Origin of the sequence: Serratia sp. K-E0102 (genome assembly GCF_029962625.1) — a bacterium.
GTDB classification, from domain to species: Bacteria; Pseudomonadota; Gammaproteobacteria; order Enterobacterales; family Enterobacteriaceae; genus Serratia; species Serratia sarumanii.
The window spans coordinates 4,612,330-4,636,727 of the sequence record NZ_CP124754.1 but is presented as its reverse complement, the minus strand read 5'-3'; the positions used below and the strand labels follow the sequence as shown (position 1 = coordinate 4,636,727).

Annotated in this window: 22 protein-coding genes; 14 read left to right on the top strand and 8 right to left on the bottom strand. The window is 61.9% G+C overall.

The features are described 5' to 3' along the window. Together malF and malE are read right to left on the bottom strand one after the other, a co-directional pair. Positions 1-1,578: a maltose ABC transporter permease MalF gene (gene malF, locus SSARUM2_RS21960; protein ID WP_060439625.1), complete on the bottom strand. Its 1,578-nt coding sequence runs from the start codon at positions 1,576-1,578 to the stop codon at positions 1-3. A gap of 57 nt (positions 1,579-1,635) precedes the next feature. Further along, a complete protein-coding gene (gene malE / locus SSARUM2_RS21955; RefSeq protein ID WP_033636215.1) occupies positions 1,636-2,829 on the bottom strand; it encodes a maltose/maltodextrin ABC transporter substrate-binding protein MalE in 1,194 nt (397 codons plus the stop codon). 358 nt (positions 2,830-3,187) lie between these two features. On the opposite strand from malE, the gene SSARUM2_RS24385 reads away from it, so the two are divergent. The 4 genes from SSARUM2_RS24385 to malM all read left to right on the top strand — a co-directional run bounded on the left by SSARUM2_RS24385 (position 3,188) and on the right by malM (position 7,589). After that, positions 3,188-4,159 carry an alpha-amylase family glycosyl hydrolase gene (locus tag SSARUM2_RS24385; RefSeq protein WP_060439633.1) on the top strand — a complete coding sequence of 324 codons (972 nt, stop codon included), beginning with the start codon at positions 3,188-3,190 and terminating at the stop codon, positions 4,157-4,159. Further along, entirely contained in the window at positions 4,152-5,261 is a 1,110-nt protein-coding gene (gene malK / locus SSARUM2_RS21940) for a maltose/maltodextrin ABC transporter ATP-binding protein MalK (protein ID WP_060439623.1), read from the top strand. Before SSARUM2_RS24385 ends, malK begins: the two co-directional genes overlap by 8 nt. A 32-nt stretch (positions 5,262-5,293) precedes the next feature. After that, the gene (locus SSARUM2_RS21935; protein WP_015379233.1) at positions 5,294-6,583 is read left to right on the top strand and encodes a maltoporin; all 1,290 of its coding nucleotides are present in this window, start codon (positions 5,294-5,296) and stop codon (positions 6,581-6,583) included. 100 nt (positions 6,584-6,683) lie between these two features. After that, positions 6,684-7,589 (top strand): maltose operon protein MalM, encoded by a 906-nt coding sequence (gene malM / locus SSARUM2_RS21930; RefSeq protein ID WP_049195300.1) that lies wholly within the window; start codon positions 6,684-6,686, stop codon positions 7,587-7,589. A 55-nt stretch (positions 7,590-7,644) separates the two neighbouring features. Here the strand turns inward: malM and SSARUM2_RS21925 are convergent, their stop codons facing one another. Genes SSARUM2_RS21925 through SSARUM2_RS21915 form a run of 3 tightly spaced genes read right to left on the bottom strand, consistent with a single transcriptional unit; the run spans position 7,645 to position 11,058 of the window. Then, complete coding sequence (locus tag SSARUM2_RS21925; RefSeq protein ID WP_049195299.1) at positions 7,645-8,628, bottom strand: nucleoside hydrolase; 984 nt, start codon at positions 8,626-8,628, stop codon at positions 7,645-7,647. Between the two features lie 21 nt (positions 8,629-8,649). Continuing rightward, positions 8,650-9,651, bottom strand: a complete 1,002-nt coding sequence (locus SSARUM2_RS21920) for a LacI family DNA-binding transcriptional regulator (RefSeq protein ID WP_060453152.1) — start codon at positions 9,649-9,651, stop codon at positions 8,650-8,652. A gap of 24 nt (positions 9,652-9,675) precedes the next feature. Beyond that, positions 9,676-11,058: an MFS transporter gene (locus SSARUM2_RS21915; RefSeq protein ID WP_033654718.1), complete on the bottom strand. Its 1,383-nt coding sequence runs from the start codon at positions 11,056-11,058 to the stop codon at positions 9,676-9,678. Between the two features lie 392 nt (positions 11,059-11,450). On the opposite strand from SSARUM2_RS21915, the gene ubiC reads away from it, so the two are divergent. Then, a complete protein-coding gene (gene ubiC / locus SSARUM2_RS21910) occupies positions 11,451-11,966 on the top strand; it encodes a chorismate lyase (RefSeq protein ID WP_033636208.1) in 516 nt (171 codons plus the stop codon). A 17-nt stretch (positions 11,967-11,983) separates the two neighbouring features. Continuing rightward, positions 11,984-12,856 (top strand): 4-hydroxybenzoate octaprenyltransferase, encoded by an 873-nt coding sequence (ubiA, locus tag SSARUM2_RS21905; protein ID WP_033654716.1) that lies wholly within the window; start codon positions 11,984-11,986, stop codon positions 12,854-12,856. A gap of 65 nt (positions 12,857-12,921) precedes the next feature. Here ubiA and plsB read toward each other — a convergent pair whose 3' ends face one another. Continuing rightward, the gene (gene plsB, locus SSARUM2_RS21900; protein WP_060388483.1) at positions 12,922-15,387 is read right to left on the bottom strand and encodes a glycerol-3-phosphate 1-O-acyltransferase PlsB; all 2,466 of its coding nucleotides are present in this window, start codon (positions 15,385-15,387) and stop codon (positions 12,922-12,924) included. A gap of 148 nt (positions 15,388-15,535) precedes the next feature. On the opposite strand from plsB, the gene SSARUM2_RS21895 reads away from it, so the two are divergent. The 4 genes from SSARUM2_RS21895 to SSARUM2_RS21880 all read left to right on the top strand — a co-directional run bounded on the left by SSARUM2_RS21895 (position 15,536) and on the right by SSARUM2_RS21880 (position 18,579). Further along, positions 15,536-15,904 (top strand): diacylglycerol kinase, encoded by a 369-nt coding sequence (locus tag SSARUM2_RS21895; protein ID WP_015379225.1) that lies wholly within the window; start codon positions 15,536-15,538, stop codon positions 15,902-15,904. 102 nt (positions 15,905-16,006) lie between these two features. Then, on the top strand, positions 16,007-16,615 hold the full coding sequence (gene lexA / locus SSARUM2_RS21890) for a transcriptional repressor LexA (protein ID WP_004936736.1): 609 nt from the start codon (positions 16,007-16,009) through the stop codon (positions 16,613-16,615). 101 nt (positions 16,616-16,716) lie between these two features. Further along, entirely contained in the window at positions 16,717-18,054 is a 1,338-nt protein-coding gene (gene dinF / locus SSARUM2_RS21885) for an MATE family efflux transporter DinF (protein WP_033636205.1), read from the top strand. A gap of 315 nt (positions 18,055-18,369) precedes the next feature. After that, the gene (locus SSARUM2_RS21880; protein WP_033636203.1) at positions 18,370-18,579 is read left to right on the top strand and encodes a CsbD family protein; all 210 of its coding nucleotides are present in this window, start codon (positions 18,370-18,372) and stop codon (positions 18,577-18,579) included. A 102-nt stretch (positions 18,580-18,681) separates the two neighbouring features. Here the strand turns inward: SSARUM2_RS21880 and zur are convergent, their stop codons facing one another. Then, entirely contained in the window at positions 18,682-19,194 is a 513-nt protein-coding gene (gene zur, locus SSARUM2_RS21875; RefSeq protein WP_015379223.1) for a zinc uptake transcriptional repressor Zur, read from the bottom strand. A gap of 246 nt (positions 19,195-19,440) precedes the next feature. On the opposite strand from zur, the gene SSARUM2_RS21870 reads away from it, so the two are divergent. From SSARUM2_RS21870 to pspG, 3 genes are all read left to right on the top strand, one after another. After that, entirely contained in the window at positions 19,441-20,013 is a 573-nt protein-coding gene (locus SSARUM2_RS21870) for a sugar O-acetyltransferase (RefSeq protein ID WP_033649710.1), read from the top strand. A 110-nt stretch (positions 20,014-20,123) separates the two neighbouring features. Next, positions 20,124-21,134 (top strand): tRNA dihydrouridine(20/20a) synthase DusA, encoded by a 1,011-nt coding sequence (gene dusA, locus SSARUM2_RS21865; protein ID WP_060453151.1) that lies wholly within the window; start codon positions 20,124-20,126, stop codon positions 21,132-21,134. A gap of 157 nt (positions 21,135-21,291) precedes the next feature. Beyond that, positions 21,292-21,510: an envelope stress response protein PspG gene (pspG, locus tag SSARUM2_RS21860; RefSeq protein ID WP_033636200.1), complete on the top strand. Its 219-nt coding sequence runs from the start codon at positions 21,292-21,294 to the stop codon at positions 21,508-21,510. Positions 21,511-21,810: 300 nt separating this feature from the next. Here the strand turns inward: pspG and SSARUM2_RS21855 are convergent, their stop codons facing one another. Beyond that, positions 21,811-22,794: a quinone oxidoreductase gene (locus SSARUM2_RS21855; protein WP_033654713.1), complete on the bottom strand. Its 984-nt coding sequence runs from the start codon at positions 22,792-22,794 to the stop codon at positions 21,811-21,813. Positions 22,795-22,961: 167 nt separating this feature from the next. On the opposite strand from SSARUM2_RS21855, the gene dnaB reads away from it, so the two are divergent. Then, the gene (dnaB, locus tag SSARUM2_RS21850) at positions 22,962-24,386 is read left to right on the top strand and encodes a replicative DNA helicase (protein ID WP_025160134.1); all 1,425 of its coding nucleotides are present in this window, start codon (positions 22,962-22,964) and stop codon (positions 24,384-24,386) included. The last annotated feature ends 12 nt before the right edge of the window (positions 24,387-24,398 follow it).

The following is a 24,398-nucleotide window of genomic DNA, read 5'->3' as shown; positions in this document are numbered from 1 at the left end:
CTAATCGAAGTTCATCTTGCTGGCTTTCAAATTCAGGATCGCCAGCGCGCCCACCAACAGGAAGATCAGCGTGGCGATGGCGGCCGCCAGCCCGAAGTCTTGCCCGCCGCCGCCTTCGAAGGCGATGCGGTAGGTGTAGCTGACCAACAGATCGGTATAGCCGGCCGGCGTCGTGGTGCCGATCATGTCCGGGCCGCCGTTGGTCAGCAGCTGGATCAGCACGAAGTTGTTAAAGTTGAAGGCGAAGCTGGCGATCATCAGCGGCGTCAGCGGCTTGATCAGCAGCGGTAAGGTGATGCGGAAGAAGTTTTGCCACGGGTTGGCGCCGTCCATCGCCGAGGCCTCGTACAGATCGTCCGGGATCGCCTTCAGCAGCCCCATGCACAGGATCATCATGTACGGGTAGCCGAGCCAGGTGTTGACGATCAGGATCATGCTCTTGGCGGTGAGCGGATCGCTGAACCAGGCCGGTTTGATGCCGAACAGATGGCTGAGCATCATGTTGATCTCGCCGAAGCTCTGGTTGAACAAACCTTTGAAGATCAGGATCGAGATGAATGACGGCACCGCATAGGGCAGGATCAGCAGCACACGGTAGATCGCCTTGCCTTTCAGCGCCTCCCACTGCACCACGCAGGCCAACACCATGCCGACCGCCACGGTGAGGATCACCGTCATCACCGAGAACACGATGGTCCAGATGAAGATCGACACGAACGGCTTTTTGATGCCCTCGTCTTGTAGCACCCGCAGGAAGTTTTTCCAGCCGGTGGTGACGGTATAGCCCGGGCTCAGGGTTTCCTGCGCCCAGCCGCCGTCGGCGTTGATCGCCTGATAGAAGCCGGTGTCGCCGTTCGGCCGGTAGCGCACCTGGGTCTGGTTATTGGTCAGCGTGCTGCCGTCTTGGTCCAGCGCATACAGCGGGCGGGTGCCGGAGAACTGGCGCAGGGAGCTCATGCGCAATTCACCGCCGTCGGGCAGTTGCGCCACCAGCTGGCTCAGCGCCTGCCGGTTCTGGGTGATCACCCGCAGCGTGGCGCGCTCGCCCTGCGGCGCGGCGCTCTGCGCCGTCAGTTTCAGGGTTTGCGGCGCGGCGGCGTCGAGGCGGAAAGGATCGGAGATCAGCGGTGCTTCGCCGTCCGGCGGCGTCAGCTGCAGGCGCCACTGCTGGTTTTCCGCCGGGTAGAGGCCGAAGGTAAAGGTTTTGCCGCTCTGGAACTGGCGCTGCATCAGCACCGATTGCGCGCGCTCGAAGGTCAGCTGGTTGGTGCTGCTGTAGTTGGTGAAGGCGATGGCGATGGTGCAAATCAGCGGGAACAGGACGAACAGCCCCATGCCGGCGACGCCGGGATACACATAGCGCCAGGCGTAGGCGCGGCGGTTGGCGAAGACGTAAAGCCCGGCGCTGACCAGGATCAGCGTCAGGATAGCGAACAGGTATTCACCCTGTGCATACATCAACACAATCAGGTAGCAGGTCACCAGGCTGAACAGGCTGACTACCAGCCATTTCAGCGCGTCGCTTTGCCACCACTTCGATTTTTTACGCGCAGGCGTCCCGGCGTGAGCGAATTGCATAGGGCGTTCCTTTCTGTGAAGCAACGGCGGGGCACCGTGGCACCCCGCACGACGTCGTTACTTGGTGATGCGGGTCTGCACGTCGTCCAGCGCGGCTTTCACCGTCTGACGGCCGCTGACGGCGTTGATCACCGCACTGCGTTCGGCGTACCAGAAGGCGCTCATCTGCGGGATGTTCGGCATGATCTCCCCGTTTTGCGAGTTCTGCATGGTGGCGGCGATCTTCGGATCTTTGGCCAGCGTTTCCTGGTAGGACTTCAGCGCCACCGCGCCCAGCGGCTTGTCTTTGTTGACGTCCGCCAGCCCTTCGTTGGTCAGCAGGTAGTTCTCGAGGAACTCGGTCGCCAGCTCTTTATTCGGGCTGGCGGCGTTGATGCCGGCGGTCAGCACGCCGACGAACGGCTTGGACGGTTTGCCTTTGAAGGTCGGCAGCAGCGTCACGCCGTAGTTGATTTTGCTCTGCTCAATGTTGTTCCAGGCCCACGGCCCGTTGATGGTCATCGCGGTCTGGCCTTTGTTGAACGCGGCTTCGGCGATCGAGTAATCGGTATCGGCGTTGATGTGCTTGTTTTTCACCAGATCGACGATGAACTGCAGGCCGGCCTGCGAACCGGCGTTGGCGACGCCGACATCCTTGATGTTGTATTTGCCGTTTTCATACTTGAAGGCATAACCGCCGTCGGCGGCGATGATAGGCCAGGTGAAGTAGGGTTCCTGCAGGTTCCACATGATGGCGCTCTTGCCGTTGGCGCGCAGCTGCTTGTCCAGCGCCGGGATCTCTTCCCAGGTCTTCGGCGGCTGTTTGACCAGGTCTTTGTTGTAAATCAGCGACAGCGCCTCGACGGCGATCGGGTAGCCAATCAGCTTGCCGTCATAACGCACGGCGTCCCAGGTGAACGGAAACAGCTTGTCCTGGAAGGCTTTGGACGGGTGGATTTCGGCCAGCAGGCCGGACTGCGCATAGCCGCCGAAGCGGTCGTGGGCCCAGAAAATGATGTCAGGGCCGTCGCCGGTGGCGGCCACCTGCGGGTATTTTTCTTCCAGCTTGTCCGGGTGCTCGACGGTGACCTTGATGCCGGTGTCTTTTTCGAATTTCTTGCCGACTTCGGCCAGGCCGTTATAGCCCTTGTCGCCGTTGATCCAGATAACCAGTTTGCCTTCCTCGATCTTGGCGAAGGCGGAAGAAGAGAGCACCAGGGTGGCCAGTGCCGAGAGCGCCAGCGTGCGGGCGAGGGTAATGCTGCGAGTCATAATCCAGTCCTTCTTTTTGTGGGCACATAAATCAAGGAGTGACGTTTCGCGGTAATAGTGGGTCACAACGCGACATATTCTCATCCTCCCCCCCTCTACGCCCCTGAGATGAGGAGTGTGATCCAGTTAACGTTGCGCTCTATTCTGTGGCGTCAGGCACAAAATAGGGGGGCGATTTTTGCCAGACGGATCACAGATTTGCCTTAAGCGCGGAACTTCTCATCGCCGCGGTCGTTCTCTCATCCTCCCGCCTCCTCCCCCATGAAAAATCCTGTTACGGATGATTACCCTTTCCGGCGACTCCCGCACTATCGGCCCATTGATTTTTAACGCCACGCGCAGCAGGGATACCGGATTTATGTCGTCAATGCCTATCGCCACTCAGCCCACCCTGTACCGGATCCATCCGGCCAGTTTCCGTGACGGAAACGGGGACGGCGTGGGCGACGCGCACGGCATGCTGGCGGCGCTGCCGTACCTGAAAGCGCTGTCGATCGACGGCCTGTTGCTGCCGCAGACGCTGGCGCCGGAGGCCGAGGCGACGGTGACGGCCGAAGGGCTGACGCTGTGGTATGGCGATGAAGCCAACCGCGTTCGCAATGCCGTTGCGCCACAGCGGTTCGTCCACGGCGCGCTGGCGCTGGACGTGATGCCGTTCAGCGCGGAGAAGCTGGTGGCGGTGCTGCACGCCCGCCGCGCCACGTTGGCGGACAGCCTGTGGAGCACCGGCGACGCCGATCAGCCAAGAGTGGTCAGCCGCTGGGGGCAGGGCGACCTGCGTTCCGCTGCCGCCTTTTTGACGCTGTTGGCGATGTTGCCGGCGCCGATCTGCCTGTACCAGGGCGAGGAGCTGGGGCTGCCGCATGCCGCCGGGCTGCAGGATCCGCGCGGCGCGCAAACGCCGATGCCGTGGCATGAAGCCCCCGAACAGGTCACCGCCGGCGAAATCAGCTGGTATCAACAGGTGGCGATCGAACACCGCGCATTGGCCATCAGCCGCCAACAGCACGACAGCCACTCCACCTTAAGTTACTGCCAGGCGCTGTTGGCCCTGCGCCATTCGCCGCTCATCCAGCGCGGCGAATTGAACGCGATCAGCCAGCGGGACGGCATGGTGCGCTTACTTATTACCCATCAGGATCAATGCCTTGAAGCGCTGATAAACCTGCAGCCTTATACTCAGGCGGCCGCGCCGTCTGAGGCGACCTTGCCGTTGGCATGGCAGCACGGCGCGCAGCAAGAGGGTCATCAATGGGTTTTGGCGGGCTTTGCCTCCGCCATTTTCACACGACATGTTAACTGCGAAAGCAGGGGAGTAACGCATGGCTAGCGTGACACTGCGCAGCGTTTATAAGGCCTTCGGTGAGGCCGTGATTTCCAAAGACGTCAATCTGACCATCGAAGACGGCGAGTTTGTGGTGTTTGTCGGGCCGTCGGGCTGCGGTAAATCGACGCTGCTGCGCATGATCGCCGGGCTGGAGGACATCACCTCCGGCGACCTGCTGATCGGCGAGAAACGCATGAATGAGGTGCCGCCTTCCGAGCGCGGCATCGGCATGGTGTTCCAGTCCTACGCGCTGTATCCGCACCTGTCGGTGGCGGACAACATGTCGTTCGGCCTGAAGCTGGCCGGCGCCAGGAAAGCGGAAATCAATCAACGGGTGAATCAGGTTTCCGAGGTGCTGCAGCTGGCGCACCTGCTCGATCGGCGGCCGAAGGCGCTGTCCGGCGGGCAGCGTCAGCGCGTGGCGATCGGCCGCACGCTGGTGGCCGAGCCGGACGTGTTCCTGCTCGACGAACCGCTGTCCAACCTCGACGCCGCGCTGCGGGTGCAGATGCGCATCGAGATCTCCCGTCTGCACAAGCGCCTGCAGCGCACCATGATTTACGTCACCCACGATCAGGTCGAAGCGATGACGCTGGCCGACAAGATCGTGGTGCTCGACGCCGGTCGCGTGGCGCAGGTCGGCAAGCCGCTGGAATTGTACCACTACCCGGCCAACCGCTTCGTCGCCGGGTTTATCGGCTCGCCGAAGATGAACTTCCTGCCGGTCAAGGTGACCGCGGCGCAGCCGCAACAGGTGCAGGTCGAACTGCCCAACCGCCACCTGGTCTGGCTGCCGGTGGAAGGCGAGGGCGTTCAGCCCGGCGCCAACCTGTCACTGGGCATTCGCCCTGAACATCTGCTGCCCGGCGAAGCCTCAGAAGTGCGGCTTACCGGCGACGTACAGGTGGTGGAGCAGCTCGGCAACGAGACGCAAATCCACATCCAAATCCCGGCCATCCGTCAAAACCTGGTGTACCGCCAGAATGACGTGGTGCTGGTAGAAGAAGGTGCCACATTCGCCATCGGCCTGCCGCCTCATCGTTGCCACCTGTTCCGTGAAGACGGTACGGCATGTAAACGGCTGCACCAGGAGCCGGGCGTTTAAAGCATCAAAGTCGGTATAACAGGAGAATAATGATGACTACTCTGCGCAAACTTCCTCTGGCACTGGCTGTCGCCGCCGGTGTTCTCTCTACCCAGGCGCTGGCCGTGGATTTTCACGGTTACGCCCGTTCCGGCATCGGCTGGACCGGCAGCGGCGGTGAGCAACAGTGCTTCAAGGCCACCGGTGCCGCGAGCAAATACCGTCTCGGCAACGAATGCGAAACCTACGCCGAACTGAAACTGGGGCAGGAAGTGTGGAAAGAAGGCGACAAGAGCTTCTATTTCGACACCAACCTGGCCTATTCGGTCTCGCAACGTTCCGACTGGGAAGACGTGACCCCGGGCTTCCGCGAAGTCAACGTGCAGGGTAAAAACCTGATCGACTGGCTGCCGGGCTCCACGCTGTGGGCCGGTAAGCGCTTCTATCAGCGTCATGACGTTCACATGATCGACTTCTACTACTGGGATATCTCCGGCCCGGGCGCCGGTCTGGAAAACATCGATCTGGGCTTCGGCAAGCTGTCCGCCGCCGTGACCCGCAACTCCGAATCCGGCGGCTCTTACGGCTACCTGGATAACGAATGGAAACAGCGCCCAACCGTCAACGACACCTTCGACCTGCGTCTGGCCGGCCTGGAGCTGAACCCGGGCGGCACCCTGGAGCTGGGCGTGGACTACGGCCGCGCCAATGCGCAGGATAACTATCGCCTGGCCGACGGCGCCAGCAAAGACGGCTGGATGTTCACTGCGGAACACACGCAGAGCATCCTGAACGGCTACAACAAATTCGTGCTGCAGTACGCCACCGACTCGATGACCTCGCAGAACAACGGCCGCAACGAAGGCGCCACCATCGATAACAACGGCAAGATGATCCGCGTGCTGGATCACGGCGCCATCGACTTCAACGATCAATGGGCGCTGATGTACGTCGCCATGTTCCAGGACATCGACCGCGATAACAACAACGGCACCACCTGGTACACCGTGGGCGTGCGCCCGATGTACAAATGGACGCCGATCATGAGCACCCTGCTGGAAGCCGGCTATGACAACGTCAAATCCCAGCGCACCGGCGATCGCAACGGCCAGTATAAAGTGACCCTGGCGCAGCAGTGGCAGGCGGGCAACAGCATCTGGTCGCGTCCGGCCATCCGTCTGTTCGCCACCTACGCCAAGTGGGATGAGAAGTGGGGCTACGCCACCGGTGACGACACCGGGTATAACGCCGGCACCGCTTACAACGACACCAGCATGCATACCTTCAGCCGCGGCAAGGATGACGAAGTCACCTTCGGCGCCCAGATGGAAATTTGGTGGTAACGACGACAGGGCGGGGAGGGCCATCGGCTCTCCCCCAACCACATTCGCCGCGGCCGGATCTCTTGCCTGATCCGCCGCGGCGCTGAAAGAGGATATAACGATGAAAAAGAATCTGCTGTCACTCTGCCTGTCGCTGGCGCTGACCGTCGGCGCGCCTTTGGCGGCCAACGCTGACACGCCGGCCAACGTTTCCGTCGCGCCGGCCATCAGCGCTGCCACGCTGCAAAGCCTGCCGTGGCAGCCGCTGCAGCCGCCGGTGTCGCAAGAGGTGAAGCTCGACGCCGTCAGCCCGCAGCTCAATCAGGGCGAGATTCAGGGAGCGATCGCCGCCTATACGCTGCCGGCCGATCGCGGTTCGCTGGAAGTGACGCTGAGCAGCCTCGCCAAAAACAATTCGCTGTACGCGCCGAGCGTGCTGGTGCTGGATGAGCATCTGCGCCCGGCGGCGTATTACCCGAGCAGCTATTTCCCGTATCAGCCGCCGGGGGCGATGTCCTCCGATCGCCTCGAAGGCACGCTGAAACTGACGCCGGCGCTCGGTCAAAAACAGATTTACCTGTTGGTGTACACCACCCGCCAGGACTTGGCGAAAACCACGCAGCTGACCAACCCGGCCAAGGCCTATGCGCAGGGCGTGGGCAACGCGGTGCCGGATATCCCGGATCCGATCGCCGGCCACGCGACGACCGGCACGCTGAAGCTTAAGGTGACCGCGGAACAGGGCACCGGCAACGTGATGATCGGCATGCTGCAGCCTGCGCCGACCGTGGCGCCGGTGGTGGTGGGCTCGACCGCCCCTGCCGCCGTGGCGGCGCCTGCGCCAGCGCCGGAGAAACCGGCGGAGCCGATGCTCAACGATACCGAAAGCTACTTCAATAACGGCATCAAGCAGGCGGTGAAGGCGGGCGATATCGACAAGGCGCTGAAGCTGATGAATGAGGCCGAGAAACTGGGCTCGGCCACCGCGCGTAAAACGTTTATCAGCAGCGTTAAAGGCAAGGGGTAACACCCGGCGCTGCCGATGCTGGCTCGATGATTGGTGCGCTTTGGCGCACCTTTTTTCATCCGCGGGCCAGCGTTGCGCCGATCAACGCCAGCAGACGGGCGTTGTCCACCTGCTGCATGACGCGCACCGGCTTGCCCTGCGGCGCCGGCATGCCGACCGTCAGGCGCAGGCTGTCCGGCCGCCAGCGGCGTGAGCTGCCGCGCGTCAACGCCCCTTCCAGCGCCACATCCACATGAAACATCTCGGTGGTGACCAGCTGCGGCGCCAGCAGCCAGGCGATCACCAGCGCATCATGGATCCAGCAGCCCGGCAGGCGCCGCGTATGGCGCGAATAGTCGATCCACGGCTGCGTCGTGGCGCGCAAATAGCGGCACAGCGGGGTATCCGGCTGGGTCAACGCGGCCAGATCCGCCTGGGTCAGCATGGTCTGGGTGGTGACGTCCAGCGGCGCCAGCGTGATAGCGGCGCCGCTGTTCAACACCAGCCGCGCCGCTTCCGGATCCAGGCCGAAATTGGTGTCCTTGATATATCCCTCAACGTTGAACACGCCGCCCATAATCACGATCTCTTTCACCGCCTGCGCCATCTGCGGGTAAAGCTGCATGGCGTGCGCAACGTTGGTCAACGGGCCGATCGCCGCCAGCGTGATCTCGCCGGGATGCCGGCAGATCAGTTCGCCGATGGCGATGGCGGCGTCCGGCGCGGGCGCGTTGGCCAGCGGGGGCGCGGGCAGGTCACGCCACAGCGCCGCCAGCTTAGGATCGGCGATCGGGCGGTCCAGGTGTGCGCGCCACGGCTCCGGCGGTTCGCTCAGGGCGCGCGCCGCGCCGAGGGCGACCGGCACCTGATAGCCGCTCTGCGCCAGCAGATCGGTGGCGACGGCGAAGCCCACTTCACGCGGGGTGTTGCCGGCCACGATGCTGATCAACTCCAGCTGCAGCTGCGGTTTGGCCGCCAGCGCCAGGGCCAGCGCCAGGCCGTCGTCGACGTTGGCGCCGGGAACGCCGTTGCCGGGATCGCAATCAATGATTAAACGCATATAAGGTGTCCTGAAAAACCGCTAACAGCCGCACGAACGGCGGATGCGCAGTTGAAAAGCGAATTCATGCAGCTCGGCGGGCGCGGCGCCGGCGGCCAGCATGGCGATGGCCCGCTTGGCCATGGCGTCGATCGGCTGCTCGACCGCGCTGAGCGGCGGCACGCTGAATTCGGATTGTTGCGTGCCGTTAAAACAGATCAGCGCCAGATCGTCCGGCGCGCGCAGCCCATGCTCCGCCAGCGCCGACAGGCAGCCGAGCGCCTGCTGCTCGTTGGAGGTGAAAACGGCGCGCGGGCGCGGGCCTTGCACCAGGCGCTGGGTGGCCTGGTAACCGCCCTGGCGGGTGTAGGGCGCTTCGAAAATCCACGCGTCGCGTGGCGCGATGCCCGCCTCCAGCAGCGCATCGCGCCAGCCGTTCAGGCGATCCTGCGCGTTGAGCATGGTCAGCGGACCGATAAAAATGCCGATGTCGCGATAGCCGTGCTGCAGCAGATGGCGGGTCGCCTGGCAGGCGGCGTCGCGTTCGTCGACGCGGATGGCGCAGACGCCGGCTTGGCTGTCGATGGTGTCTATCATCACGCAGGGGGTGCCGGAAGCGCGGATCAGATCGAACCACGGGTGGCGATCGATGCTGGTGTACAGCAGGCCGTCGACCTGGCGGCGCAGCAGGTTGTTGATAAGCTCATACTCGCGCTGACGATCGTCGCCGGCATCGCCCAGCAGCAGCACGCGGCCGCGGCTGAAGGCTTCCTGCTGCAGCGCCCGCGCCAGAGTGGCGAAGAACGGGTTGGAAATATCCGGCACCACCAGCCCGTAGGTTTGCGTGCTGCCGGAGGCCAGCGCCCGCGCGATGTCGTTCGGCCGGTAGCCGGTCTGCTCGATCGCCGCCAGCACGCGCAGCCGGGTGGCTTCCGCCACCGGGCGCGGGCCGTTGTTGATCACGTAGCTGACCACGGCGACGGAGGTGCCCGCTACGCGGGCCACGTCGGCGCGGGTAACGCGTCGCGCGGAGTGATTATCCAAATTAAGATCCTGTTCGCCTTCTCGCTACGCGGCATCCTGCGGCAGGTTGAGATCGCGGCCGCGGGTTTCGGGAGCAAAGAAGGTGGTGATTAAGCCGATGCCCGCCATTACAACAAAATAGGCGGCGACAGGCCACCAGTGACCGAAGCCGGAGAGCAGCGCGGTGGCGATCAGCGGCGCGGTGCCGCCGGAGAGGATCGAGCCGAGCTCCTTGGCGAACGCCATCTTGGAGTAGCGGTTCTTCACGCCGAACAGTTCGACACCGTAGGCCGCCTGCACGCCGAAGATCCCCAGCGATGCGATGCACATGCCGACCACGATCACCGAGATGACGATCGCCGGTTCACGGCTGTCGAGCAGCCAGAACGCCGGGAAGGCGTACAGCACCAGCAGCAGGCAGAACCAGCGGTAGGTGACGCGGCGGCCGAAGCGATCGGACAGCCAGCCGGCCAGCGGGATCACCAGAAAACCGCACAGCGAGGCGATCAGCACCGCCAGCGCCGGCACCGATTTATCGACCATCAGCACCTTGGCGACGTAGCCGACGATAAAGCCCTGGCACAGATAGGAGGGGCCGTTTTCGCCGATGCGCAGGCCGAGCATCACCCAGAACGCTTTGGTGCGCTGCAGGTAGCTGCGTGAGTCCGGCGCGGCCTGAGCGGCGTCCAGCATGCGCTGGTGGTTTTGTTGCAGCTCGCGCTCGAACACCGGCGTTTCGCGCACGTGACGGCGCAGGTACAGCGCCACCCCGGCGATCAGAATGCTGGCGAGGAACGGAATGCGCCAGCCCCAGCTCATCAGATCTTCCTTGTCGAGCTGCAGCACCAGCAGCCATACCAGCGACGCCAGCAGGGTGCCGCTGTTGGAGCCGATGGCGATGATCGAGGCCACCAGCCCGCGCCGCTTGGCCGGCGCGTATTCCGCCAGCATCACCGCGCCGCCGGACAGCTCCGCGCCGGCGCCGAACCCCTGCGCGAAGCGCAGGATCACCAGGCAGGTGGGCGCCCAGACGCCGATTTGCGCATAGGACGGGATCAGGCCGATCAGCGTGGTGGAAATGCCCATCAGCGCCACGGTGGTGATCAGCACTACGCGGCGGCCTTTGCGATCGCCAATCCAGCCGAACACCAGCGCGCCGATCGGCCGCGCGACGAAACCGACTGAGTAGGTGGCGAAGCTGGCCAGCAGAGCGACCAGCGGCGTGGCCTCGGGGAAAAACACATCGCCGAACACCATGCCGGCCGCCAGGCCGTACAGCGCGAAGTCGACGTATTCCATGGCGGTGCCGAGCCAGCAGGAGAAGGTGGCGCGCCAAAATTGGCTGCGCCCCTCTTTGGTTGCCAGGCGTTCATCGGCCGCCAGCGCGGCGTCGGCGGTCTGTGGAGTGGCAAGCGTTGTTTCGCTCATGACGGTGCTATCCTCTTTTGTTCTGCGCCTGGAGGGGCGCGGTTAAAGATGGTTTCCCTGGTGCCGGCAACAAAGGTGTGCCGACAAATGATGTCGGACGCATGGCGATTCAACGCTGCGGTGTCAGAGTATCTACGCGCGTAGATAAAACAACGCGACAAAGATGAAACTTTGCAGGCGATCACAGAATCGTCATCGTGCCGGGGAACGAAGATAGAGAATACGGATGGCAAAAAGATGACAGAACCCCGGTTTTTCCGGCCGATAGGCCTGCCGTTTTCGCCACGAATCAGCCTGCCGCTTTCGCATTTCTGCGCTACAATGGGGGCCTGTTAACAGTTTGTATCGTCTGGCGCGCCGTACCGGCTGCGGTTCAGGCGAGGAGTAAAGCAATGTCTGGCATCAGGGATTCCATCCTGCCGCCGCTGGAGTGGTTGTCCGAACAGGATCCTCCGGCGCCCGCCGCCGTCAGCGACTGGCTGATGGAGTTAGGCTCCATGACCCGCCGATTTGAACGCCATTGCGCCCAGGTGCGCGTCGAACCGCAGCGCGAATGCTTCGTCACGCGCGAGGCGCTGGGCGACGAGGCGAAGCACCTGCCCGACAGCCCGCGCTACTGGCTGCGCGAAGTGGTGCTGCTGGGCGACGACCAGCCCTGGCTGCTGGGGCGCACGGTGATCCCGGAAAATACGCTGACCGGCCCCGACCAGGCGCTGGTGGATCTGGGCACGCTGCCGCTGGGGCGCTACCTGTTCAGCAGCGGCGAGCTGACCCGCGACTATATTCATATCGGCCGGCAGGACGCGCTGTGGGCGCGCCGTTCACGGCTGCGGCTGGCGGGCAAACCGCTGTTGCTGACCGAACTGTTTTTACCGGCTTCGCCGCTGTATTCAGCGGTTCCTGCATAAGAGAGGAGAGCAAGACCTTGGAGGGAAGCGTGACTCAAAGTAAATGGCGGGCTTACAGCCATTTGATGCGCATTGATAAACCGATCGGCACGCTGTTGCTGCTGTGGCCGACGCTGTGGGCGCTGTGGCTGGCCGGGAAAGGCGTGCCGCCGCTGTCGATTTTGCTGGTGTTCGTGCTCGGCGTGTTCCTGATGCGCGCCGCCGGCTGCGTGGTGAATGATTACGCCGATCGCGCGGTGGACGGCTACGTGAAACGCACCGCCGGGCGGCCGATGCCGAGCGGCCGGGTGAGCGCGAAAGAGGCCAAGGTGCTGTTCGTGGTGCTGGTGCTGGTCTCATTCTGCCTGGTGTTGACGCTCAATGCGATGACCATTTGGCTGTCGCTGGCGGCGCTGGCGCTGGCCTGGGCGTACCCGTTCATGAAGCGGGTGACCAACCTGCCGCAGTTCGTGCTGGGCGCCGCGTTCGGCTGGGGCATTCCGATGGGCTATGCGGCGGTCAGCGAATCGCTGCCGCTCAGCTGCTGGCTGCTGCTGCTGGCCAACATCTGCTGGACGGTGGCCTACGACACGCTGTATGCGATGGTCGACCGCGACGATGACCTGAAGATCGGCATCAAATCCACCGCTATCCTGTTCGGCCGTTATGACAAGCTGATCGTCGGGCTGCTGCAGTTCGCGACGCTGCTGCTGCTGGTGTGGGTCGGTTATCTGGCGCAGCTCGGCGGGGCGTTTTACTGGTCACTGCTGCTGGCGGGCGCGCTGTTCATTCACCAGCAGAAACAGATCGCCGGCCGCGAGCGCGAGGCCTGCTTCAAGGCCTTCCTGCAGAACAACTATGTGGGGCTGGTGGTGTTCATCGGCATCGCGCTGAGCTATCTGCCGACGTAACGCTTCCCTTCCGCAAGAAAAAAGGCACCCCGAGGGTGCCTTTTGTGTTTCAGCGCCGGGCGAAATCACTCGTCTTTCTCTTCTTCCGCATCGGATTGCGGCAGGGCGTTGGTTTCTTCCGGCATGTTGACGCTTTCGATGGTCAGCTTGATCTCCGGCGTGATCAGATCGCTCAGCATGTTGTACACCTCGAGGGTGTGCTCGCGGATCGCATCGCCGCTGTCGTTGATATAGCCTTCTTCGCGCAGCGTTGCCACCAGGGTGGAGAACACCGCCTTGTCGAAGAATTCCGGCGCGTTGATGCCGTGCAGCACCGACAGACGCTGCGCCATGATGCGGCTCTCTTTTTCCAGCGCGCCGCGGTTGATGCTCGGGTTGGCGCTGAGGATCGACATGGTGATGGCGTAGCGTTGCAGGGTTTCGCGCACCCCGGCGGCCAGCAGCTGCAGCGGGCGAATGCGCGCCGGGTTCAGCACCAGCTCGTCGCCTTTGTCGCAGATCAGCTGTTGACGGATCAGCTCGTCGATCACCGGCCGCAGCACCTCCGGCAGCTGTTCCTTGTCGTTATGCAGGAACAGCTCGGCTTTCAGCATCGGATAGATCATGCCGATTTGGCGCAGCAGCTCGGCGCGCGATACCCGGCGGTGATGCATCACGATGCTGGCGATCAGCGACGGCAGCACCAGCAGGTGGTGGATGTTGTTGCGGTAATAGGTCATCAGCACCGCCTGCTCGCGCGGCAGGATGATGATGTCGCCGATGCTGTCCTTCTCCACCTCGAACTTGTTCATGTTCAGCGCGTGATCCAGCAGCTCGTTCGGCGTTTGCGTCGGCACGGTGACGTCACGCGCGTAAGGCGCGTTGCGCATCAGCTGCAGGTAGCACTCGAGCTGTTCGATCAGCTGTTCGCGGGTCAGCGAACGCTGACGCGAGGCCAGCAGCGCGGTGGAACACAGGTTCATGGCGTTGGCCGCGGCGGCGTTGTTGATGCGCACCATGATCTGGCCGGCCAGATCGTTGACCGTCGGCGTCAGCCAGCTTGGGCGCTGGGCTTCGATCGGATCGATCGACTCGCGCCACTGCGGCACGTTCTGGTTGAGGTAAGCCGTCAACGGCAGCGGTTCGCCGAAGTTGACGTAACCCTGGCCCAGGTTGCGCAGCTTGCGCAGGCCGCGCAGCATCTGCGGCAGGCTCTCTTTTTCCTTGGTGGCGCCGCGCAGCTCTTTGGCATAGGTACCCACTTCCATCACGTGCTCGTAACCGATGTAAATCGGCACCAGCGTGATCGGACGGGTGCCGCCGCGCAGCATCGCCTGGATGGTCATCGACAGGGTGCCGGTCTTCGGCTCCAGCAGGCGCCCGGTGCGGGAACGGCCGCCTTCCACGAAGTATTCCACCGAGTAACCGCGGGTGAACAGCTCGCCGAGGTATTCGCGGAACACCGTCGAGTACAGCTTGTTGCCCTTGAAGGTGCGGCGGATGAAGAACGCGCCCAGGCGACGGAAGATCGGGCCGGCCGGCCAGAAGTTGAGGTTGATGCCGGCGGCGATGTGTGGCGGCACCAGGCCCTGGTGATACAGCACGTAGGACAGCAGCAGATAGTCCATGTGGCTGCGGTGGCAGGGCACGTAGACGATCTCGTGGCCGTCCTGCGCCAGCTGGCGCACGCGCTCGGCGTTGGTGACGTTGATGCCCTGATACAGCCGGTTCCAGGTCCAGCTCAGCACGCGGTCGGACAGGCGCACGGTTTCGTAGGAGAAATCGGCGGCGATCTCTTCCATCAGCGCGATGGCGTTCTGCTGGGCTTTCTCGTGCGAGATCTTCTTGCTGCGGGCCTCGTCCTCGACCGCTTTTTCGATCGCTTTGGACGCCAACAGCTTGTTGAACAGATCCTGACGGGCCGGCAGGCTCGGGCCCACGGCGGCCAGGCGCTGACGCGAGAAGTGCATGCGCGCCACGCGCGCCAGTTTCTGCGCGATGGTTTTATCCGTTCCGTGTTCGGTGGCCATGCGGCGCAGCGAAACGGTGTTGGAGAAACGCACGAAGCTGTCGCGGCCGAGCCACAGCACGGCGAAGAATTTCTGCACGCCGTTCAACAGACGCAGGTGCGGCGTACCGTGGCCTTCGCGGCCCGGCGAGCGGCCGAACATCACCGAAACCGGCAGCATCTGAATGTCGAGATCCGGATTGCTGCGATGCAGATCCAGATAGTCGTGGAACAGCTTTACCGACTCTTCTTTCGGGGTGTAATAGCGGAACACGCGCGGGCCGTCGTGAATGAACACGTAGCTCGGCAGCACGGTGCCGTCGATCTCCAGCGAGTTGAGCGGATCGGGCAGATCCTGCGCTAGGCACTGGGTGCGCAGCGTCAGCAAATCCGCCTTGGAATTGTAAGGTAAAACATACAAAATCGGCCGTGAGGGATCCAACCCTAGCTCGGTAACCGGATCTGAAGGGATGACCTTACTTCTTACCAACAATTTAAGTGGTAAATTCAATATTTTATAATAAATTTTACGCCAACCTGACATAACAACGTGAAGCCTCTTGTTAGCAATGCGCCGCAAGCATACCAGAAACCGGGTAGCAGATCTGTGGTGTTCGAAATCCGAGAGCCGTCAGCGCGGACTGTTCTAGACTCTTTTTATTATGACCGACCTCTGAGAAAGGCACGAAAACATGGCAAACCAAGCAACCGGACTGACCCGCATCATCAAGGCCGCCGGCTATTCCTATAAAGGGCTTTCCGCCGCCTGGCAACACGAAGCGGCGTTCCGCCAGGAACTGGTGGTCACCCTCCTGGCTATCATACTGGCTGTCTGGCTGGATGTGGGTGCGATAGCGCGCATTTTATTGATCGGATCGGTAGCGCTGGTGATGATCGTCGAGATCCTGAACAGCGCGATCGAGGCGGTGGTGGATCGCATCGGCAGCGAACATCACGAGCTGTCCGGCCGGGCCAAGGACATGGGATCGGCGGCGGTGTCGCTGGCGATCGTGCTCGCGCTGTTCGTTTGGGGCACGGTCTTATGGCAGCACTTCGGCTGACGAAAAGCGCCTACTGACTGATTTTTATTTAATCTTCGGTTCCCAATCCGCGCTTACCTGTATATACTCACAGCAAGACTGTATAAACAAACAGGGGGCGGAATGAAAGCACTAACTACCAGACAGCAAGAGGTCTACGACCTGATTCGCGAGCACATTTCGCAAACGGGCATGCCGCCAACGCGTGCCGAGATCGCGATGCGTCTGGGGTTCCGTTCGCCTAACGCCGCCGAAGAACACCTGAAGGCGCTGGCACGCAAAGGCGTGATCGAAATCGTCTCCGGTGCTTCGCGCGGTATCCGCCTGCTGATGGAAGAAGAAGAAGGGCTGCCGCTGATCGGCCGCGTCGCCGCCGGCGAGCCGCTGCTGGCGCAGCAGCACATCGAAGGGCACTACCAGGTGGATCCTTCCCTGTTTAAACCGAGCGCCGATTTCCTGCTGCGGGTGAACGGCATGTCGATGCGCGACATCGGCATTCTGGATGGCGATCTGCTGGCGGTGCACAAAACGCAAGACGTGCGCAATGGCCAGGTCGTGGTGGCGCGCATCGAAGACGAAGTGACGGTCAAGCGCCTGAAAAAGCACGGCAACGTGGTTGAACTGCTGCCGGAGAACAACGAATTCCAACCGATCGTGGTCGATCTGCGTCAGCAGAATTTCACTATCGAAGGGCTGGCGGTCGGCGTGATCCGCAACGGCGACTGGATTTAATCGTCGCACCCTCAGTGCCGCCTCCTGTATCAATCGCCCCTGTTCTGGGGCGTTTTTGTTTCTGACCTTGCCATTCGCCACCGCTACGGGAACGTCTCATCATGCGCTTGATTTCCGCCTTTACCAGCGACACCGATAAAGCTCTGTGGCGCCTGGCCCTGCCGATGATTTTCTCCAATATTACCGTGCCGCTGCTCGGGCTGGTGGACACCGCGGTGATCGGCCACCTCGACAGCCCGATCTATCTGGGGGGCGTCGCGATCGGCGCGGTGGCGACCAGCTTCCTGTTCATGCTGCTGTTGTTCCTGCGCATGAGCACCACCGGCCTGGCGGCGCAGGCGCTGGGGGCACAGAACCCGCAGGCGCTGGCGCGCGCCTTTATGCAACCGCTGCTGTTGGCGCTGCTGGCCGGAGCGGCGATCGTCCTGCTGCGTTATCCGCTGATCGAACTGGCGCTGCGGATCGTCGGTGGCGATGGCGAAGTGCTGGAACAGGCGCGGCGTTTTCTTGAGATCCGCTGGCTCAGCGCCCCGGCGGCGCTGGCCAATCTGGTGCTGCTGGGCTGGCTGCTCGGCGTGCAGTACGTGCGGGCGCCGGTGATCCTGCTGATCGTCGGCAACCTGCTGAATATCGTACTGGATATCTGGCTGGTGATGGGCCTGGGCTGGAACGTGCGAGGGGCGGCGGCGGCCACCGCCATCGCCGAATACGCCACGCTGTTGCTCGGCCTGTGGCTGGCGTGGCGGGTGATGCGCCTGCGCGGTATTACCCTGCCGATGCTGCGCCAGGCCTGGCGCGGCGATCTGCGTCGCCTGCTGGCGCTCAACCGCGACATCATGCTGCGTTCACTGTTGCTGCAACTGTGCTTTGCGTCGCTGACCATTTTCGGCGCTCGTCTGGGGAGCGAGGTGGTGGCGGTCAATGCGGTATTGATGAATCTGCTGACGTTCACCGCCTATGCGCTCGACGGCTTCGCTTATGCGGTGGAGGCCCATTCAGGCCACGCCTACGGCGCCCGGGACGATAGCCAACTGCGTAAGGTGTGGCACGCGGCCTGCAGGCAGGCGGGGCTGGTCGCGTTGGCCTTCGGCCTGGCGTATGCCGTTACCGGCCAGCAGATCGTGGCGGCGTTGACCTCCTTGCCGGAGCTGCGTGCGTTGGCCGCCCATTATTTACCGTGGCAGGTCATTCTGCCGCTGGTCGGGGTGTGGTGCTATTTGCTGGACGGCATGTTTATCGGCGCCACGCGCGGCGCCGAGATGCGTAACAGCATGGCGGTGGCTGCGGCAGGGTATGGTCTGACGCTGTTCAGCGTGCCGCTGCTTGGCAACCACGGGCTTTGGCTGGCGCTGGCGGTGTTTCTGACGTTGCGCGGCGTGGCATTGGGCTGGATTTGGCACCGCCACCAGGTGCGCGGCAGCTGGTTTACCGCACATTAACCCGGGCGTTCTGTTGGGGTAATAATTAGTTTTTCTTATGTTTTCCGTCATGTTTGCTTACATGTTTTCAGCCTGGTCTCGTTCGCGTTAGTTCGTTGTTTGCTGGCGTTTTTTGTTTTTATTTTGTCAGTTAATGGTTTTTTGTTCTGTGTTTTGGCTTTTTTATTTCCACGTTTAACTAGAATGAATCATGTGGCTGGTAAATGAAGGGGAACGGTGCTCCTTAAGGTGAAGGGAGCATCAGCCAGAAAAATTTCTGGTTAACCCCGGCCGGCGACAGGGATCACTGATTCACCACAGGTTAACGGAGAGACTATGAATAAAGATCAAGCCGACGGTAACTGGAAGCAGCTGAAAGGCAAAGTGAAGGAAAAATGGGGCAAGCTGACCGATGACGATCTGACGGTCATCGAAGGGAAACGCGAACAGCTGGTCGGCAAAATCCAGGAGCGCTACGGTTACCAGAAAGAGGCGGCCGAGAAAGAGGTGAAGGCCTGGGAAGAACACACCAAACACCGCTGGTAATTTGCAGGGCCGCCATTGAAGGCGGCTTGCCCAGCGCAGGCCGGCGTCGCTCTCATCCTCTGGCGCCCCGGCCGCAGGTACAGGGAGGTACCTGACTTCGTCTTACTTCTTCTTGATGGCGATGCTGTGATCGTGTTCGGCGCAGTCATGCTTGCTGTCGCAAGCCTCAACCTCCACGCAGCCGGCGCACAGACCGTGCGCTTCCACCACGCTGTGCCGCAGCGCAAATCCGGCTTCCTGCGCCAGTTTCTGCAGCGTTTCCTCTACGCCTTCGGTGGTGCGTTCGGTCACCTGGCCGCAGCGGTCGCAGATAAACAGTGCGGACGTGTGCATCGGCTGTTCGAAATGGTGGCACAGCACGTAGCTGTTGGCGGATTCCACTCTATGGATAAACCCTTGCTCCAGCAGAAAATCCAGCGCGCGGTATACCGTCGGCGGCTTGGCCTGCGGTTCGGCGACGCGCAGCAGATCGAGCAGGTCATAAGCGCTGATTGCACCGGGTTGCTGAGTCATCAGACGCAGCACTTCCAGCCGTTGCGGCGTCAATCGCACATTGCGTTGCTGGCAGAGGCGTTCCGCCTGCGCCAGCAGCTTTTCCTGGGTGGTTGAGTTCATCGCAAATATCCCGGTACGTAAAAAAGCCGATTTTACCATGATTACGGCGAATCGCCGAGAGTTGCCCCCTTTTCCCCTGAGGATTGCGCAGGGAAAGGCGCGCAGAGTGCGCTAAAAGAGAGATGCATCACAACTTTTCCCCGCCGCAGGGCGACAAATCAACATTGCCGGTTTTAGCGCTGGAGAGCGGCGGGCGAGAGCGGTATAACGCGCTTCACCCGCGTGATGAGCAGGAGCCATTGTACGATGACGGAAAGAGAGAAGCTGTTAAGCGGCCAGGTGTACAACAGCCGCGATGAAGAATTGATTGCTATGTACCATCGGGCCAGGGCGTTGACCAAAAGCCTGGGCGAGCTGGATTCGCATCAGGCGGACGAGAAAAACCGTCTGCTCGGCGAACTGTTCGGCGCCTGGGGCGAGGCGAGCTGGATCGAAACGCCGTTCTGGTGCGACTACGGGCAACATGTCCGCATCGGCAAGAACTGTTTTATCAACGTCAATGCGGTGTTCCTCGACTGCAATACCATCACCATCGGCGACAACACGCTGATCGGCCCCAACGTGCAAATCTACACGCCGAGTCATCCGCTGAAGGCCGGTGAACGCTTTACCGGTGACCCGGCTTTCCCTTTCCGCACCTCGGCGCAGCCGGTGTCCATCGGCAGCAATGTGTGGATCGGCGGTAACGTGGTGATCTTGCCGGGCGTGACCATCGGCGACGGCACCACTATCGGCGCGGGCAGCATCGTGACCGGCGACATCCCGGCCAACGTGCTGGCGCTGGGGCAGCCGTGCCGGGTTATCCGCGCGTTGGAATAGGGCGCAGATAAGGCGGTTTTCCCAACGGCGCCGATTGTCGTTATAATAGCCGTTTGCGGCCGCGCGCCGTTCGTTGAACCCAGACAGACTCAGGTAGCCAGTAACTCAGCATGACGAAAGACAACCACGCCCCAACCTACGCCGCCAATCGTTTCTCCATCGCGCCGATGCTCGACTGGACCGATCGTCATTGCCGTTACTTCCACCGCCTGCTGACCAAGGAAACGCTGCTGTACACCGAAATGGTGACCACCGGCGCGATCATCCACGGTAAAGGCGACTACCTGGCCTACAGCGAAGAAGAGCATCCGGTGGCGCTGCAGCTGGGCGGCAGCGATCCGGCCGCGCTGGCGCACTGCGCCAAACTGGCGGAGCAGCGCGGTTACGACGAGATTAACCTCAACGTCGGCTGCCCGTCCGATCGCGTGCAAAACGGCATGTTCGGCGCCTGTTTGATGGGGCAGGCGACGCTGGTCGCCGACTGCATCAAGGCGATGCGCGACGCGGTGTCGATCCCGGTGACGGTGAAGACCCGCATCGGCATCGACGATCAGGACAGCTACGCCTTCCTGTGCGACTTTATCGAGACCGTCGCCGGGCGCGGTGAGTGCGACATGTTCACCATTCACGCGCGCAAGGCCTGGCTCTCCGGCCTCAGCCCGAAAGAGAACCGCGAAGTGCCGCCGCTGGACTACCCGCGCGTTTATCAGCTGAAGCGGGATTTCCCGGTGTTGACCATCGCCATCAACGGCGGGGTGAAAACGCTGGAGGAGGCGCGGCAGCACCTGCAGCATCTGGACGGCGTGATGATGGGGCGCGAGGCGTACCAGAATCCGGGCATCCTGGCGCGGGTCGACAGCGAACTGTTCGGCGCGCAGACCGCAGTGCCGGACAGCGTGGCGATCGTCGAAGCGCTGTATCCGTATATCGAGCGCGAGCTGTCCAACGGCACCTATCTCGGCCACATCACCCGCCACATCCTCGGTTTGTTCCAGGGCGTGCCGGGCGCGCGCCAGTGGCGTCGCCACCTGAGCGAGAACGCCCACAAGCCGGGCGCCGATGCGCGGGTGGTGGAGCAGGCGCTGGCGCTGGTGCGTCAGCCGCGTGTGGAAATGGCGTAACCCACAAAAATTTTGACCAACAGTTAGTCTTTTTCGCCAGGCATTCGGCGCGTTGCTGGATGCCTGCCCCGTTTTTTCAATAGGTTAGCACTTTCGCCGTTCTGGCACGCTTCTTGTAATTCACTCTGCAGATACGTTGAGTTGCAAAGGAGCAATCATGTTGGAAATCTTCTTTCTCATTGGCTTTGTGGTGATGCTGATGGTGACCGGCATCTCGCTGCTGGGGATCTTCGCTGCGCTGTTGGCGGCGGCGGCGTTCATGCTGGTGGGCGGGTTGTTCGCGGTGGTCATCAAGCTGCTGCCGTGGCTGATTTTGGCGGTGGTCGGGGTATGGATTTACCGCGCGATGCAGAAACCGCAGGCCAGGCGTTACTGATTTTTTGCTGAATAATCAGACAGTCACACTGAAACTTGCACAATTTTTCGCACCGCGAATGCGGCAACGATCACAGCTTGGCAGTTTTCCCCGGCGATGTGGCACATAAAGCGTGTTTTTTGCCGAACGGGGCTGTTAGGATGTGGGGCGATGCAGTGATGCGACCGATTTCATCACCGTGAGAGACAACCAAAATTCGTGTTGCTAAAGCAACCCCCTGTCTCTGGCGGACTCTGCTCTACCCCTACAAAACGCAGTAACAGAAAGGGCTCCGCAAGGAGCCCTTTTCTTTTGCCGCTATCAGGGGATCAGCAGGCTGGAGCCGCTGGTGCTGCGGCTTTCCAGCACCTGGTGCGCCCGCTGGGCGTCGGCCAGCGCAAATTTCTGCTCGTCTCTCACCTCCACCCGAATGGCGCCGCTGCCGATCAGCGAGAACAGCTCGTTGCTGGCGTACTGCAGTTCGGCGCGGTTGGTGACGTAGCCGTTGAGGGAAGGGCGGGTGACGTACAGCGATCCTTTCTGGTTGAGCAGCGCCAGATCGACGCCGGTCACCGGGCCGGAGGCATTGCCGAAACTGACCATCAGGCCGCGGCGTTTCAGGCTGTTGAGCGAGGCCTGCCAGGTGCTTTGCCCCACAGAATCGTACACTACGCCAACCTTCTCGCCGTGCGTCAGCTCGGCCACCCGCTGGGCGATATCCTCTTTGTGGTAGTTGATGGTGGCCCAGGCGCCGGCCTGTTTCGCCAGGGCGGCCTTCTCGTCGGAGCCGACGCTGCCGATCAGGCGCGCACCCAGCGCTTTGGCCCATTGGCAGGCGATAAGGCCAACCCCGCCGGCGGCGGCATGGAACAGGAACACTTCACCCGGCTGCACTTCGTGAGTCTGGCGCAGCAGGTAGTGCACCGTCAGCCCTTTGAGGAAAGAGGCGGCGCCCTGCTCAAAGCTGAGGTTGTGCGGCAGCAGCGCCACTTTTTCTTCCGGCACGTTGTGGATCTCGCTGTAGGCGCCGAGCGACGACTGCGCATACACCACCCGGTCGCCCGGTTTGATCGCGCTGACCCCGGCGCCGACCTTGACCACCACGCCGGCCGCCTCGGTGCCGAGGCCGCTCGGCAGGCTGGCCGGCGCGTACAGCCCGCTGCGCACATAGGTGTCGATGTAGTTGATGCCGATCGCCTTGTTCTCGATCTGCACTTCCCCGGCAGCCGGATCGAGTGGTGTAAAATCAACGTATTGCAAGACTTCCGGCCCGCCGGTGGCGGAGAATTGAATGCGCTTGGCCATATCGTTACCTCGTTGGAGTGTCTGATTTCACCCTATTCTTTTTAGTCTCGGAGATCCAGTTTGCCCGTGCGGGGTTCAATACCTTTTTTGCATCGGTTATGGCGCAAAAATCACGTATACTCTCGCGTCAGGATCCTTCATTCGCAACCGGATAAAGACTACGTTTCATGGCAGGAAAAAAACCAACCAACAAAACAAACGCGGACGAAACCAGAGAGCGTTCCAGAGATCGTCAGATGGAAGGGCTGAAGATGCCGCCGCACTCGCTGGAGGCCGAGCAGTCGGTGTTGGGCGGTTTGATGCTGGATAACGAGCGCTGGGACAACGTGGCGGAGCGCGTGGTCGCCAACGATTTCTTCAGCCGCCCGCACCGCCTGATCTTTACCGAGATGCAGCGTCTGCTGGAGATGAGCAAGCCTATCGACCTCATCACCCTGTCCGAATCGCTCGAACAAAAGGGCGAACTGGACTCGGTCGGCGGCTTCGCCTACCTGGCCGAGCTGTCGAAAAACACCCCGAGCGCCGCCAACATCGGCGCCTACGCCGACATCGTGCGCGAGCGCGCGGTGGTGCGCGAGATGATCTCGGTGGCTAACGAGATCGCCGACGCCGGCTACGATCCGCAGGGGCGCAGCAGCGAAGACCTGCTCGATCTGGCGGAATCCCGCGTCTTCCAAATCGCCGAGAACCGTGCCAGCAAAGACGAGGGCCCGAAGGGCATCGAGCGTATTCTGGAAGACACCGTGTCGCGCATTGAGCAGCTGTATCAGCAGCCGCACGATGGCGTGACCGGGGTCGATACCGGCTATCAGGATCTCAACAAGAAAACCGCGGGCATGCAAAAGTCCGATCTGATCATCGTCGCCGCCCGTCCTTCGATGGGGAAAACCACCTTCGCCATGAACCTGTGCGAAAACGCCGCGATGACCCAGGAAAAACCGGTGCTGATCTTCAGCCTGGAGATGCCCGGCGAGCAGATCATGATGCGTATGCTGGCGTCGCTGTCGCGCGTGGATCAGACGCGCATCCGTACCGGCCAGCTTGACGACGAGGACTGGGCGCGCATTTCCAGCACCATGGGTATCCTGCTGGAAAAGCGCAACATGTACATCGACGACTCCTCCGGCCTGACGCCGACCGAAGTGCGCTCGCGCGCGCGGCGCATTTTCCGCGAGCACGACGGGCTAAGCCTCATCATGATCGACTACCTGCAGCTGATGCGCGTGCCGGCCCTGTCCGACAACCGTACGCTGGAGATCGCCGAGATTTCGCGCTCGCTGAAGGCGCTGGCGAAAGAGCTGCAGGTGCCGGTGGTGGCGCTGTCGCAGCTGAACCGAAGCCTGGAGCAGCGCGCCGATAAGCGCCCGGTCAACTCCGACCTGCGTGAGTCCGGCTCTATCGAGCAGGATGCCGACCTGATTATGTTCATCTATCGTGATGAGGTGTATCACGAGAACAGCGATCTGAAAGGGATCGCGGAAATTATTATCGGTAAGCAGCGTAACGGCCCGATCGGCACCGTGCGCCTTACCTTTAACGGCCAGTGGTCGCGTTTCGATAACTACGCGGGGCCACAATACGATGACGAATAATCAGCTAAGGAA

What these genes read in the sequence shown, in the direction of transcription:
- SSARUM2_RS24385 (WP_060439633.1), top strand. Translation starts at nt 3,188, where the DNA reads ATGTCGTCAATGCCTATCGCCACTCAGCCCACCCTGTACCGGATCCAT.
- malK (WP_060439623.1), top strand. Translation starts at nt 4,152, where the DNA reads ATGGCTAGCGTGACACTGCGCAGCGTTTATAAGGCCTTCGGTGAGGCC.
- dinF (WP_033636205.1), top strand. Translation starts at nt 16,717, where the DNA reads ATGCGCTTGATTTCCGCCTTTACCAGCGACACCGATAAAGCTCTGTGG.
- lexA (WP_004936736.1), top strand. Translation starts at nt 16,007, where the DNA reads ATGAAAGCACTAACTACCAGACAGCAAGAGGTCTACGACCTGATTCGC.
- dnaB (WP_025160134.1), top strand. Translation starts at nt 22,962, where the DNA reads ATGGCAGGAAAAAAACCAACCAACAAAACAAACGCGGACGAAACCAGA.
- malE (WP_033636215.1), bottom strand. Translation starts at nt 2,829, where the DNA reads ATGACTCGCAGCATTACCCTCGCCCGCACGCTGGCGCTCTCGGCACTG.
- SSARUM2_RS21880 (WP_033636203.1), top strand. Translation starts at nt 18,370, where the DNA reads ATGAATAAAGATCAAGCCGACGGTAACTGGAAGCAGCTGAAAGGCAAA.
- SSARUM2_RS21895 (WP_015379225.1), top strand. Translation starts at nt 15,536, where the DNA reads ATGGCAAACCAAGCAACCGGACTGACCCGCATCATCAAGGCCGCCGGC.
- SSARUM2_RS21855 (WP_033654713.1), bottom strand. Translation starts at nt 22,794, where the DNA reads ATGGCCAAGCGCATTCAATTCTCCGCCACCGGCGGGCCGGAAGTCTTG.
- SSARUM2_RS21870 (WP_033649710.1), top strand. Translation starts at nt 19,441, where the DNA reads ATGACGGAAAGAGAGAAGCTGTTAAGCGGCCAGGTGTACAACAGCCGC.
- SSARUM2_RS21935 (WP_015379233.1), top strand. Translation starts at nt 5,294, where the DNA reads ATGACTACTCTGCGCAAACTTCCTCTGGCACTGGCTGTCGCCGCCGGT.
- dusA (WP_060453151.1), top strand. Translation starts at nt 20,124, where the DNA reads ATGACGAAAGACAACCACGCCCCAACCTACGCCGCCAATCGTTTCTCC.
- pspG (WP_033636200.1), top strand. Translation starts at nt 21,292, where the DNA reads ATGTTGGAAATCTTCTTTCTCATTGGCTTTGTGGTGATGCTGATGGTG.
- malM (WP_049195300.1), top strand. Translation starts at nt 6,684, where the DNA reads ATGAAAAAGAATCTGCTGTCACTCTGCCTGTCGCTGGCGCTGACCGTC.
- SSARUM2_RS21925 (WP_049195299.1), bottom strand. Translation starts at nt 8,628, where the DNA reads ATGCGTTTAATCATTGATTGCGATCCCGGCAACGGCGTTCCCGGCGCC.
- zur (WP_015379223.1), bottom strand. Translation starts at nt 19,194, where the DNA reads ATGAACTCAACCACCCAGGAAAAGCTGCTGGCGCAGGCGGAACGCCTC.
- SSARUM2_RS21915 (WP_033654718.1), bottom strand. Translation starts at nt 11,058, where the DNA reads ATGAGCGAAACAACGCTTGCCACTCCACAGACCGCCGACGCCGCGCTG.
- malF (WP_060439625.1), bottom strand. Translation starts at nt 1,578, where the DNA reads ATGCAATTCGCTCACGCCGGGACGCCTGCGCGTAAAAAATCGAAGTGG.
- plsB (WP_060388483.1), bottom strand. Translation starts at nt 15,387, where the DNA reads ATGTCAGGTTGGCGTAAAATTTATTATAAAATATTGAATTTACCACTT.
- ubiC (WP_033636208.1), top strand. Translation starts at nt 11,451, where the DNA reads ATGTCTGGCATCAGGGATTCCATCCTGCCGCCGCTGGAGTGGTTGTCC.